6 protein-coding genes and 1 pseudogene are annotated in these 13576 nt (G+C 62.4%); 1 reads left to right on the top strand and 6 read right to left on the bottom strand.

The annotated features are described in order from the left end of the window. Nucleotides 1–40: 40 nt before the first annotated feature. The 5 genes from V5B39_RS07915 to V5B39_RS07895 all read right to left on the bottom strand — a co-directional run bounded on the left by V5B39_RS07915 (nucleotide 41) and on the right by V5B39_RS07895 (nucleotide 11239). Nucleotides 41–493, bottom strand: a complete 453-nt coding sequence (locus V5B39_RS07915; RefSeq protein ID WP_332342355.1) for a cache domain-containing protein — start codon at nucleotides 491–493, stop codon at nucleotides 41–43. Between the two features lie 145 nt (nucleotides 494–638). Then, on the bottom strand, nucleotides 639–4565 hold the full coding sequence (locus tag V5B39_RS07910) for a PAS domain S-box protein (protein WP_332342354.1): 3927 nt from the start codon (nucleotides 4563–4565) through the stop codon (nucleotides 639–641). Then, nucleotides 4562–5782: a PAS domain S-box protein gene (locus V5B39_RS07905; RefSeq protein ID WP_332342353.1), complete on the bottom strand. Its 1221-nt coding sequence runs from the start codon at nucleotides 5780–5782 to the stop codon at nucleotides 4562–4564. The genes V5B39_RS07910 and V5B39_RS07905 overlap by 4 nt, the downstream gene beginning before the upstream one ends. After that, complete coding sequence (locus V5B39_RS07900; RefSeq protein ID WP_332342352.1) at nucleotides 5779–7368, bottom strand: PAS domain-containing protein; 1590 nt, start codon at nucleotides 7366–7368, stop codon at nucleotides 5779–5781. Before V5B39_RS07900 ends, V5B39_RS07905 begins: the two co-directional genes overlap by 4 nt. 337 nt (nucleotides 7369–7705) lie before the next feature. Continuing rightward, nucleotides 7706–11239 (bottom strand): indolepyruvate ferredoxin oxidoreductase family protein, encoded by a 3534-nt coding sequence (locus V5B39_RS07895; protein WP_332342351.1) that lies wholly within the window; start codon nucleotides 11237–11239, stop codon nucleotides 7706–7708. 393 nt (nucleotides 11240–11632) lie between these two features. Here V5B39_RS07895 and V5B39_RS07885 point away from each other — a divergent pair, with 393 nt between their 5' ends. After that, on the top strand, nucleotides 11633–11767 hold the full coding sequence (locus V5B39_RS07885) for a hypothetical protein (RefSeq protein ID WP_332342350.1): 135 nt from the start codon (nucleotides 11633–11635) through the stop codon (nucleotides 11765–11767). 286 nt (nucleotides 11768–12053) lie between these two features. On the opposite strand, the pseudogene V5B39_RS07880 reads toward V5B39_RS07885, so the two are convergent. Beyond that, nucleotides 12054–13230: pseudogene (locus V5B39_RS07880) on the bottom strand (IS3 family transposase); the annotation flags it as partial. Nucleotides 13231–13576 lie beyond the last annotated feature (346 nt).

Below are 13576 nucleotides of genomic sequence, written 5' to 3'. Positions count from 1 at the left end.
GCTGGCCGGGGCGTCGGGGCCGGCAGCGCCAACAGCCCGATCAGCGCTTATAGACGCCCGCGCAGACGATGTATTCGCCGGTTTTCTCGCAGTACGCCGATTTCGGCAACACTTTCTTGCTGACCGGATCGGTGAACTTGTAGTCCTGCCAGAACTTGCCTTTGCTGGTGGCCAGAGACACCCGCTCCTTGATGAATTCCTTGCCGTCGGCATCGGCCAGATCGATCAGATCCTTGCCAACCTGCCTTTCGTTCTGACCGTGGGCAATGCACTTGCCGTGCATGTCATAGACTACCGGATAGAGATCGCGGTCGACCCATTTCTTGTCCTTGCCGGTGATTTCCTTCAAGGTCGTCGTGCGATCGGCACCGAGTGCCTTGACCGCCTTGGCCACCATGGCCTCGGCTTCCTTGGGCGTGGCAAAGTTGTCGGCGGCAAAGGCGACCGAAGCAATGGTGGAAACCGCAGCAACTGCGAGCAATGACTTAAACATCGGGGTTCCTTTCTGGAGTGTACCAATCACCGTATCGGCACGTCAGCCAGATTCTTTAACCCGCGGGGTAAATTTGTTCTGCCTGCAACCCATTGATTGTCATATTTTCCAGCATGGCAGGCGAGCAGACTCCGTCCGGGAAACGTCAAGTGGTGCTGATATCGGTCAGTTCGGGGGACGATGGCTTCCTGAGCGCCTGGCGCAACCCATTGATCAACTGTTCGAGTTCGTCGGCCAAGGACATCACCTGGCCGGACAGATTGGGACGATGCTCCCGTAGATCGGTCATCAGGTCAGCCGCCTTTGCGCTCAAATGAAGCGCTCCGACAGTGCCCGCGGACCCCTTGAGGGTATGAACGAGCTGCCCCAGTGCTTCTGGCTCATCCGAGCAGGCCAGCATGCGCAGACACTCCGAATCAGGGGCGTGGCTATCGACAAACATCGAGAGCAGTCGGGCGTAGAATTCGGTACGACCCCGTGTAATCGACAGTCCTTGCCGGATGTCGAGACCAGCAACCTGGGCCAGGCGGCTGTGCAGGTCAGCCGTTTCGACGCGCGTTTCTGGTTTGGCGACGTTCGCTGTACGCTCCAAGGCTGGCAACCATTTGAGCAAGATGGTGTAGAGCCGATCCGGATCGATCGGCTTTGTGATGAAGTCGTTCATGCCCGCGGCGAGACAGGCTCGACGGTCTTTTTCGAAGACATTGGCGGTCATCGCCAGGATCGGGACCCTGTCGCGCCCTGGCAGGCCCCGGATGGTGCGGGTGGCTTCGATGCCGTCCAGTTCGGGCATCTGCATGTCCATCAGGATCAGGTCGTAGTCATGGCCTCGCGCCTTGTCGATGGCCAGGCGTCCATTCTCGGCGCTGTCCACCTCGAGATCCACGGTGCGCAAAAGCTCGATGGCCACTTCGCGGTTAACCGCGTTGTCCTCCGCCAGGAGAATGCGTGCCCCACGACGGGAGCGAAGATCCGCCGCCGCATTCCGGAGCAGCGCTCCCGCTGGCACGGGCATGACGCCATGCCCATGTTCCAGCCGGGCCGTGAACCAGAAGCAACTGCCCTGGCCGGGCGTGCTTTCGGCTCCGGCATCGCCTCCCATCATCCGGGCCAGACGTTTGGTAATGGCCAATCCGAGGCCGGTTCCACCGTACTTGCGGGTCGTCGAGACATCCGCCTGGGTGAATGCCTGAAACAGTCCGGCGAGCTTGTCGGCCGGGACCCCGATCCCGGTATCTTCCACCTCGAACCGCAGCAGCAAGCCTTGCGCATCCTCCGTGATGCGTTGGGCGCGCAGAACGATCCGTCCGCGTTCGGTGAACTTCACCGCATTGCTTGCATAATTGAGCAAGCCCTGACGCAGTCGCGTCGGATCGCCATGTAGCCAGCGGGGCGTGTGGTCAGCATCGATATCCACCACCAGGCCCTTGGTCTTGGCGGCTTCCGCGATCAGCGTCCGGGTGTTCCCGAGGAGGTCGCCGAGCGCGAAATCGGTGCTTTCAAGCTGCATGTGGCCGGCCTCGATCTTGGACAGGTCAAGGATGTCGTTGATGATCGAGAGCAGGTGATGGGCGGCGGTGTCCACCTTGTGCAGGCGTTCGCGTTGCTCCTCGGTCACCTGGGATCGCTGTAGCAGATACGTCAGTCCGATGATGGCATTCATCGGCGTGCGGATTTCATGGCTCATGTTGGCGAGAAAAGCGCTCTTTGCCTGATTGGCCGCATCGGCACGCAGGCGCGCCTCGACCAGTTCTGTGGTGCGCGTCGCCACCAGTTCCTCAAGGTGGTTCCGGTGGGTATCGAGCTCGATCGCAACCTGCTTTCTTTCGGTGATGTCCTCCTTGATGGCGACGTAATGGGTGATGGTCCCGTCCGGCTGCCGGATCGGCGTGACGATCGCGAACTCGATGAATTCGCTGCCATCCTTGCGCCGGTTGTAGAACTCGCCCTTCCAGGTATCACCCCGTTGCAGGGCGCGCCATAATGCGGCGAAATTTCCGGGCGGTGTCCTGCCCGAGTGCAGGAGGCGCGGGTTCTGGCCGATGACCTCGGTCCGGTCGTAGCCGCTAACCTTGAGGAAGGCATCGTTAACGTATTCGATTGCCCCGGTCAGGTCGGTAATCACAATGCTTTCCGGGCTTTGCTCTACCGCCAGGGAGAGTTTGCGCACCGTTTCGAGGGCGGCCTCGGCGCGCGACCGTTCGCTTTGTGCATCCTCCATCAGGCTGAGCGCAGCCATCTGTGCCAGTCGCTGCTCTTCCATCGATGCGCGCAGCGCCTGCTCGGCCATCCTGCGCGAGGTGATGTCTTCGGAAAAGATGACGATCCCACCGACAGAGCCATCCGCGGCATGCCACGGCCGAACCTCCCAGCGTACCCATTGAACACGACCATCGGCACGCTCAAAGCGGTCCTCGTCGGCCGCCATGGTTTCGCCAGCCATGCCGCGTTGATGGACCTCGCGCCAGGTCGCCGGGATCTCCGGAAAGATTTCGTAGTGTGAATGACCGAGCATCTCGCGGTCGCCCAGGGCATAGTCCTCTCGCCAGCGCCGACTCACGGCGAGGTAACGCATCTCGCGGTCGAACATGGCGAGCGCGGCGGGGGCATGGTCGATCAGCAATTGCAGGCGATTCTGGCTTTCCTGCAGCGCCGCGGTCAAAGACTCTGCGCGTCGCAGGGCGGCATTGGTGTCCACCATCTGGTTGAGTGTGGCCAGCCGTGCCTTGCCCTGTTCGGCGAGTGTCGCCTCAAGCGCCTGCATGGCCTGCTTTTGTACGCTGATGTCGATGAACATGGCCAGCGCACCTGCAACCTGGGGGACCGAAGAGATCAACATGTCGCGCGCCAGGCCATCCTTGCAGACAACCCGGTATTCACGCGAGGCAATGTCCTCGCCGCTGGCGGCTTGTTGCCAGGTCGACCGGGCTCGCTTCCGGAGCAGCGGATCAGGATAGGCGCGTTCGAACCAGGCGTCGACCGTCGGCAGGTCTTCCGGCGTATAGCCGAACACGGCCTGGAACCTGGCGTTGAGGGTCAGGACCCGTCCGTTTTCGGCGACCAGGGCGAGCGGCAGCGGGGCGAGGTCGAACAGCCGGCGAAAGCGCTCCTCGCTGACGTTTCGCTCCGCATTCAAGGCGTTCATTTGCGACTGTGTGGCTGCAATCTCGGTGATTTCCAGCGGCGGGACGGTGCTGCCCGACGGCATGGCCAGCGCCTTCACCTCCCGGCCGATCCGGCGGCTGGTGAGGGTGCCGCCGAAGATGGCGAACAGCGTGGCGAGCAGGGTCGCCGCGGCGAGAATACCAAAGGATTGCATTTGTACGGCCCAGTGGCGGCTGCGCGGAATCTCGACGACCACTGACCAAGCTGACTTTTCAAGGGCGACAACGAAGCGGTGATCCTCTGCCACGTCCTGCGCGGTGTCGAACCCGGCCGGCGCCCTGCGCGCGATAGGGGCTCCAGTGCCATCGACCAGCGCCAGCGACCAGTCGTCCGGCAGCGCGACCTGATCGAAGATCTGTTGCAGTTGCGCCGTCTCGATCGTGGTAATCATCAGGTGGGCCACCTTGCCGTCTTGCACGCGGGGCACGACGATGGCCACCAGCGGCGCCTGGGCGACTGGCCCGAAAAAGAGGTCGCCCACCTGCGGCTGGCCGGTTTCGAGCGCCAGCAGCGTGGCGCTGCGGCCCTTCGGCCTGGGCAGCAAGGGCAACGGTGTGCCGAAGGGGGTGCGGGTATTGAAGTGCATCTGCTGCGTGCTGGCAGCAAAGATGACGTGGGTGCCGAAACTTTTCTGGAAGCCCAGCGCTTCGGCATACAAGTCCGGCCAGCGCCGTGGATCGTCGGCCAGCGGCGAGTCGGCCAGCAGGCGCAGCGCACCGATGCGCGCGTTCAGATAATTGTCGTAAGCGATCGCCTGGTTTTGCGCCAGGTTGGCGCCTTCACGCAGGTGCCTGTCCTCCAGCTCCTGCAGGTAGCTCCAGGCCAGCCAGACGGCAAGCAGCAGCAGGGGGGCGATGCACAGCCCGATCAGCCGTGCGAGGAAGAAAGAGAGAGGACGCGCCTTCATGGTTCGCTCCGGCACGGCAAGGTATCCGCAAAGGACAGGTCATAGGGCGGTTCGCGGCCGAGTTCGCGCGCCATCTCATTGACCTGCCGTTTCAGCACGATCATCTGCAGTTCGCGGTCGATCGAGGCGCGGTCGAAGCGTTCCAGCTCGGCATTGCGCTCCCGCAGCTGGATTTCGGCCGCCTTGCGCTGCGAAATATCGATCGCCGCCAGCATCATCTCGTCACCCAGCCGCAGGCGGGACAACAGTACCGTCTTGCGGCTGCCATCACGGCACAGGACCGACTGTTCGACCAGTTCCGCCGGTTGCTCCGCTGGCCACAGGCTGCTCCGGTCCCGCTCGGCCGCAGCGCGCTGCCCGGCATCCGGCAGCACCCGCGTGCGCCAATGGGCGACCGTCGGGATCTCTTCGACATGGTAACCGAACAAGTCGATGAAGGCTTCGTTGATCAGGAGGAGGTTGCCTTCACGGTCGCTCGTGGCCAGGGCGACAGGGGCCTGTTCGAAAAGTTGCCGGAAGCGCTGCTCGGCCCGCTTGCGGCCGGAGATGTCCTCGATCACCACGATGAAGTAGTCGGGCGCGCCGCCGGGCTTTCTGGAAAGGGCGACGGTCAGCTTGACCCAGACGATGCTGCCGTCCTTGCGGATGTAGCGCTTTTCCATCGCAAAGGTATCGATCTCCCCCGTCAGCGCACGGCGTACATAAGCGAGGTTGGCGTCGAGGTCGTCCGGATGGGTGATGTCGTGGAAGGTTCTGGCCATCAGCTCTTCAGGCGAGTAGCCGACGATGGTGCTCAGTCGAAGGTTGACGCGCAGGAAGCGGCCGTTGGGCGCTACCAGCGCGATGCCGACCGCCACCTGCTCGAAGGTTGCCTCGAAGCGGCCTTCGGAAAAACTCAGCGCGCGCCGCAGCTTGTCGTGGAACCACGAGAACAGACAGCCCATGCCGATAAACACCATGATCGAGAAGGCTGTGGAGAGTCTCTGCAAGGTGAAGGAGAACGGTAGCGGGATGAAGACGTACCAGACCAGCAGCGCGCTGATCAGCGTGCCGCCGATGCCGCCCGCCAGGCCGCCGAGCCAGGCGCTGAAGAAAGCCACCGGGAAAAACAGGAACCAGACGTAAGGTTTGATCCAGTTCTCCCACAGCAGCCATTGCAGGCCGCCGGCGGCGATGGGCAAGAGCAAGGCCAGGACAAGGCGCAGGCGTGGGGTCATGGGGCAGATTCTCCGTCAGTTTGCCTCATGAACGCCAGCGGATAAGGGGGGTCGCGGCCGAGTTCCTGCGACAGCGCGTTGATGGTCTTTTTCATCTCGATGACAGCCATTTCGCGGCCAAGCGTGGCACGGTTGAAGCGCTCGAGCTCCCGGTTCCGCGCTATCAACGACTGCTCGGCAGCCTTGCGCTCGGTAATATCCCGGGCGATCCCGAGCACACCGATGAGCGTTCCCTGGCTATCACGATAAGGCGTCTTGATGGTGAGCAGGCGTTCCCGGTGTCCATCGCTGGCAAAAACGACCTCTTCCTCGTTCTCTACGGAGGTATCCGCTGCGAGGGCTGCCCGGTCTTTCTCGCGGAAGAATTCGGCCAATTCACGCGGCACGAAATCGAAATCCGTCTTGCCGACGATGTCGGCCTTCCCGGCACCGAAGAACGCCTCAAAGCGTGCGTTGCAGGTCAGGTAGCGCCCCTCCAGATCCTTCAGCCAGAGCAGATCGGGAATCGTGTTAATGACCGCATGCAGCATGTCCTGGGTGGTTTGGAGTTCCTGCTCGGCCCTTTTTCTGGGGGTGATATCCCGGTCGAGACCGCGATAACCGAGCAGCGTGCCATCGGGGGCGAGGATCGGCATGCCGTTGGTCCACACATGGCGCAGGCTGCCATCTTTGTGTACGCTGATGTTGTCGAGGTCGCGGAAGGGTTCCTTGCGCGCGGCGATGGCAGCAAATATCGCACCGACCCGCGCCGCCTCGTCCGCTGGCATCAGGTCGAACGGGGTCCTGCCGAGAATCTCTGCCGGTGTGTAGCCGAGCAGGCTTTCGACGCTATCGGACACATAGGTGTAACGACCTTGGGCATCCACTTCCCAGACCCAGTCGGCGGAAACCTCGACAATGTCATGGAAGCGCTTCTCGCTTTCTGCCAACGACAGTTCGGCCAGCTTGCGATCGGTGATGTCGTGCGAGATGCCAAAAATGCCCACGACGCTTCCGTCCTGAGTGCGCAATGGACCCTTGGTGGCTAGGAAGATGCGCGGCCCTTGCACGGTGTCGAGTGCTTCCTCGTTGGTCTCGGCACGCCCGCTGGCAATGACCCGGCGCCCGATGTCCATCAGCATCTTCGCCTGCTCGGTCGGAAAGAGGGCCAGATCGTCCCGGCCCAATACATTCGCTGCAGACTTGCCGACAAAACCGCTGGCTGCCCGATTGAAAAGGATGTAGCGACCGTTCAGGTCCTTGGCGAAAATGGCATCCTCCGAGTGATCGGAAATGGCGGCGAGAAGATCGAGCGACCGCTGCTTCTCGCTCATCAGACTCGTCTGGCGCCGGTGCGCTTCCTGCAGCTGGCGGACGAGACGTTCCACCAGCACATAGAGCAGCAGCCCGGTCACCGCGACAAACAGCCAGCCCTTGATCATGCTGGCTTGCGTCATCGCCACAGGGTCCTGGAAGATCAGGCCCACCGCCTGATCGGAAAGCAGGATCCACAGCGCGGCAAAAACTGCATAAATCAGGGCGACGCGCAGCGCCCCCTGTCGATGGGTGAAGCCGCCATTCTCTGCGGACACTGCAGGCGGTTGCATATCAGATCCTCAAGGTATCTCGTGTGGGTTCCGGTCGTTCGGGCGCGCGAATCAAAGTATTGAGAGGTACCAATATACTCCCCTCCCCCCTCGCGGGGGAGGGGTTGGGGGAGAGGGGGAATCCATGCTCGCAGAAGCCAGCAGAGCCGATTGACGGCACTGACCATGCGCTTTCGCAAGGACCTGACGAATTCCTGTGCCACGATGGCCCTCTCTCCCCCGACCCCCTTCCACGACCCGCGCTGCATCGCGGGCCGGCTGCGGCGGCGCGGAGCAGTGCTCCGCGAAACCCCGCCTTCGCCATCGCGAGGGTGGCCGGGAAAAGACGCCATGACTGTCAGGAGGCGTTTGCCAGGGCCTCCAATTGCGCGCGCAGTGTTGCCCGTCTGGCGCGCGCCGGCAGCACCGACGCCGCCTTGACATGACCATAGCCGCGAATCTGCTCGGGCACTTTGGCCAGTTCAATGGCGATTGCCTGGGTTTTTTCCTGGAGTTGCGCCAGCATCAGCTCGACATCGGCTTCGTAATCGGCGAGCAGTTGCCGTTCCATCCGGCGTTCGCGGGTTTTTCCGAAGGGATCGAAGATCGTCCCGCGCAGGAACCTGAGTCTGCTCAGCCCCTTGAAGACAGACATCATCCAGGGCCCGTAACTGCTTTTCCGGACTCTGCCGGTCGCCGGATCGAGTCTGGCGAGCAACGGTGGCGCGAGGTGGAAACGCAGGCTGTAGTCGCCCTCGAATTCTTCGGACAACTGCTGGAGAAATGCCGGGTCTGAATGCAGTCGTGCCACCTCGTACTCGTCCTTGACGGCCAGGAGTCTGAAATAGCTGCGTGCCACGGCTTCGCTCAGCGCGGTCGACTGCCATGAAGATTCGGCGGCGCGTACGCGCTCGACCAGCGCACGGTAACGTTCCGCGTAGCGCGCATTCTGATAGGCGGTCAAGGTCTCGACATGCTGGCGGACCAGCTCGTCGAGGTTCTGCGAGAGTCGCTGCGGTGCCGGCGTGCCGGCGGGTTTGAGCAGGCTCTGCAAGGCTTCGGGGTCGTGCGCTGCGCGCCGGCCCCAGAGGAAAGCCTGGCGGTTCTGTTCGACCGCTGCGGCATTGAGTTCGATGGCCTGATCGATGGCGGCCAGCGACAGCGGTACCAGTCCGCGCTGCCAGGCGACACCGAGCAGCAGCAGGTTGCCGTACAGGGCATCCCCCATCAGGCGGCGCGACATGGCTGCGGTGTCGATGAAGAGGGTGTTGCCCTCGCCACATGCTTCACTGATCTGCTCCTGCATGCGTCCCTGCGGGAACTGCCAGTCCGGGTTGCGCGTGAACTCGGCGGTGGGTGTTTCGGCGACGTTGACCACCGCCCGGGTCTTTCCGGCAAGCACTTTCGACAGCGCCTCGACGCCGGCGCTGACCACCAGGTCGCCACCGATCACGGCATGCGCTTCGCCGGTCGCGATGCGTGCGGCATGAATGTCCTCGGGCCGGTCGGCGATTCTGAGGTGAGAAAAAACGGCGCCGAATTTTTGTGCCAGGCCGGTCATGTCGAGCACCGAGACGCCCTTGCCGTCGAGATGCGCGGCCATTCCCAGCAGGGCGCCGAGAGTGACGACGCCGGTGCCGCCGACGCCGGTGATCAGGATGTTGTAGGGGTGACCGGTGTCGGGCAGCAAGGGTTCTGGCAGCGCCGCCGCTGCGGCGGTGGCGATGGCTCGGCCGCGGCGCAGTCTGCCGCCTTCGACGCTGACGAAGCTGGGACAGAAGCCCTGGATGCACGAGAAATCCTTGTTGCATGCAGACTGATCGATCGCCCGCTTGCGGCCGAACTCGGTGTCTACCGGAATCACCGCCAGACAGTTGGACTGCACGCCACAGTCTCCGCACCCTTCACAGACCGCTGTGTTGATGAACACCCGCCGGGCCGGATCGGCGAGCTTGCCACGCTTGCGCCGGCGGCGTTTCTCGGTAGCGCAGGTCTGGTCATAGATCAGGATCGACACGCCGGGATGATTGCGCAGTTCGCGCTGCACGGCATCGAGTTGATCGCGATGATGAATCGGCGTATTCGGGGCGAGGTCAGGGACCTGTCGATATTTTTCCGGATCGTCGGTGACAATGACGATCCGCTGGATGCCTTCCGCCGCCAGTTGACGACTCAGTTGTGCGACACTCAACTGACCATCGACCTGTTGCCCGCCGGTCATCGCCACGGCGTCGTTGTAGAGAATCTTGTAGGTGATGGCGACGCCGGCGGCGACCGCCTGGCGAATCGCCAACAGACCGGAGTGGAAATAGGTTCCATCGCCGAGGTTGGCGAAAATGTGCTTCTCGCTGCTGAACGGCGCCTGCCCGACCCAGGTCACGCCTTCTCCGCCCATGTGCGTGAAGGTCGCGGTATTGCGGTCCATCCAGGTCACCATGTAGTGGCAGCCGATGCCGGCAACGGCGCGAGAACCTTCGGGTACGCGCGTCGAGGTGTTGTGCGGGCAACCGGCACAGAAGTACGGCGTGCGCTGGATCATCGCCATGCCGGTCGCCGGCAGCGGCCCCTGTGCGAGGCTTTTCTGCTTGGCTTCGAGCAGTGCCAGTCGAGCCTCGATTGCCGAAGAAGTGAAGAAGCGCCCGATGCGCGCCGCCAGCGCCCGCGCCACCTGTGCCACCGACAACTCGCCGGCCGCCGGCAGCAGCCAGTCGCCATGCGTCAGATGCCCGCTGCCGGTGGGCAGCAGCGCCCACTCGCCTTTCTCGTCGAACTTCCCGACGACGCGCGGCCGGACATCCTCGCGCCAGTTGTAGAGTTCCTCCTTGAGCTGGTATTCGAGCAGTTGCCGTTTTTCCTCGACGACCAGGATTTCTTCGAGTCCCTCGGCAAAACGGCGCACGCCATCGGCTTCGAGTGGCCAGACCATGCCAACCTTGTACAGGCGAATGCCGATCTGTGCGGCCAGTTCGTCGTCGATCCCGAGTTCGTCGAGCGCCTGGCGGACATCGAGGTAGGCCTTGCCGGCGGTGATGATTCCCAGGCGGGCTGGCCAGGCCGGGTCGGCACTATCGATCACCACCCGGTTGAGCTGGTTGGCTCGGCAATAGGCCAGCGCCGCGTAAAGCTTGTGATTGAGCAGGCGTGCTTCCTGCTGCAGCGGTGGGTCCGGCCAGCGGATGTTGAGTCCGTGCGGATCGTTCTTTGGCATCTCGAAATCTTCGGGGAGCCGGATCCGTGTCGACAGCGGGTCAATCGAGACCGAGGCAGAGGTTTCCACGGTGTCGGCCAGCGCCTTCATCACCACCCAGCAGCCCGAGTAGCGGCTCATCGCCCAGCCGTGCAGGCCGTAATCGAGATATTCCTGGACGTTGGCCGGATAGAGGACCGGCATCATCACCGCCTTGAAGACATGCTCGGTCTGGTGCGGCAGGGTCGAGGACTTGGCGGCGTGATCGTCGCCGGCGATCACCAGGACGCCGCCGTGCTTTGCCGAACCGGCCGCATTGGCGTGCCGGAAAACGTCGCCGCAGCGGTCGACACCCGGACCCTTGCCGTACCACATGGCGAAGACCCCCTCGTATTTGGCACCGGGAAAGAGATTGAGCTGCTGGGTTCCCCAGACTGCGGTGGCTGCGAGGTCCTCGTTGACCGCCGGCTGGAAAACGATGCGCTGGGCCTCGAGATGCGGGCGAGCTTTCCACAGCGCCTGATCGAGTCCTCCCAGCGGGCTGCCACGGTAACCCGCGACAAAGCCGGCGGTATTCAGCCCGACCGCTTCGTCGCGCATGCGCTGCAGCATCGGCAGGCGAACGAGGGCTTGCGTGCCGCTCAGAAAGACGCGTCCCGAGTTGGCCGTATAGCGGCTGTCGAGTGTGGTCGAGAGATCGCCCATGGGATTCTCCTGTGGTGGTGGCTATCCGTTGTCATGCGCGGTTTCAACGATCAGCCAACGATTTCACGGTTAAACAGGTCAAGCACGACCGCCAGAGACCGCCAGAAACCACCAGTCCTCGTCCGTCCACAGGTCGGTGATGTCCTTGATCCGCTGGACCGTCAGTTCCTTGGACTCGACCGTCTATGCCAGATCCGCCCTCTGATTTCCTGCCTTCCAACAGTGACGACAATTTTAGGCGATTTCCGTGACTGCTTTGTCAGCGCCATATCGAACTCAATCCTGAGTATGCAGCAATGATCGATGACCCGGCGCATTATCGCTGGAGCAGTTATCGGGCAAACGGACTGGTGAGCTTCCCCCGGTTTGGATGCACGGATTCTTGATGCGGTGATGAATGCGCTGTCAGCGTTTTCGTCGATGAACAAGCAAGCGCTGGAGTCAGCCAAGATTCGGGCTGACATCAAGGCGATCCTGCTCGGGCCTGTCGGACTCTACGAGGCGCTGCGGGGGAAAGGGATGCTCTGATGCTCTTCGTTCTTGCGCACGAAAAATGTAGAAGTCGGGGTGGCAATGACTGCTGTTGGCAATGAGTGCTTTGCGGATGCAGGCACTAACGAGTACTATCGGCCAGGAGCGATGAAGTGGCCCCCTAAGTCAAGACAAAACCGCCTCGGGTTTAAGCTGCTCCTGCGACTTCACCAGCAGCTGGACGGCGCTGCCCCGGTTTTGCCTTTGTCTGGTTTGCTGTTGCTTGGCTTTGTGCGGTTGATCTTGCTTCTGCGGGGGGAGAAACCCCTGCGGAGCGTAGCGGAGCAGAGGTTTCTCCCCCCGCGCGGGCAAATTTCTCCACGATCTTCGCCCCGCCACCAAGTGCGGTGCGATACACCACGTCAGGCGTTTGCTGGCCCAGCGACTGGTGGGGACGCTCCCCGTTATAGAAGGCGAAGTACTCGGTCAGGCCCACCCTCAGCTCGTCCATCGTGGCATAGCCCTTGAGATACACGTCCTCGTGCTTGACGCTGCGCCACAGCCGCTCGACGAAGAGGTTGTCGAATACTCGTCCCCGTCCATCCATGCTGATGACGATCTCTTCGCGGGCCAGGACGTTCGTGAAGGCTTCGCTGGTGAACTGCGCGCCTTGATCGCTGTTGAAGAGATCCGGCTGCCCGTGAGTGCGCAACGCCTCCTCCAGGCAATCGACACAGAACCTCGCTTCCAGGGGGGTGCTGATCCGCCAACTGAGGACTTTACGGCTATACCAGTCGATGATCGCCACCAGATAGGCGAAGCCACGAGCCAGCCGGATGTACGTGATGTCCGTACTCCAGACCGGGTTGGGCCGGACCACCGCTACCCCACGCAGCCGGTAAGGATAGACGCGGTGCTCCGGGCGCCGCCGACGGGTATTCGGACCCGGCGCCATGCCGGCTAGTCCCATCAGCCGCATCAGCCGCCCCACCCGTTTACGATTGACTTTATGGCCCGCCTTCTCGAGAAAGGTCACCATTCGGCGACTGCCGTAGAACGGATGCCGAGTGTATTCCTCGTCGATCAGGCGAATGTGCCGCAGGTCCGTTTCATCGACTGCCGGTGGCTGTTGTTGCGCATAGATCGTGGCACGGCAGACCCCTGCCAGGACGCATTGTCGTACCACGGGCACCCCCTCTTCAGACTCGATCCCGGCGCGTCGCGTTAGGACAGACAGATCCCCGACTTTTTTGAGCCAGTCCAGTTCTCCCTTCAGCTTGCCAATCTCGCTGTACAGCACCTCCGGCTCCCGATGCCCCTCCACCGGTTTGGGGCCGCGCTTACCTTCGAATAGGGTCTTCGCCTGCTCCTGGATCGCCTTCTTCCACTGCCCCACCTGTACCGGGTGAACCCCGTGCCCCTGGCCGATCTCGTTGATCGTCTTGACCCCTCGCAAGGCCTCCAGACCCACCTTCGCCTTGAACTCGGGGGGGCACCTTCCGCGTTTTCACTTCGCTCATCACTTCTCGCTCCTCTCAGGCAGAGCACCGCTTAAACCCGTGTCTGAAATCCGGGGACCACTATAGCCTTCGCAGAACTACGAAGCCGCAACGACAAGATGCTGACGGCGCCAAAAGCCGAAATACGCAAGGCACTAACCCGGCAGGCTGTCGTGCTGGAATCAACTACCTTGCGGTTTCTAACCTTGTCGGCACGAGCGAAAAGCGTAGACCACGTGGCCGTAATCGTTCACACCCCCTCAACAAAACCTTCCAGCGTGATGATTTGTATGGGATAGTTGCGGCACTTTCGGACGACCTGAGCGACGCGGGGCGATGCACCTGAGCAGACATGACCTTTTCCAGA

Origin of the sequence: Accumulibacter sp., assembly GCF_036625275.1 — a bacterium.
GTDB lineage: Bacteria > Pseudomonadota > Gammaproteobacteria > Burkholderiales > Rhodocyclaceae > Accumulibacter.
The sequence above is the reverse complement of the archived record's forward strand: the minus strand, read 5'-3'. Positions and strand labels throughout refer to the sequence as shown.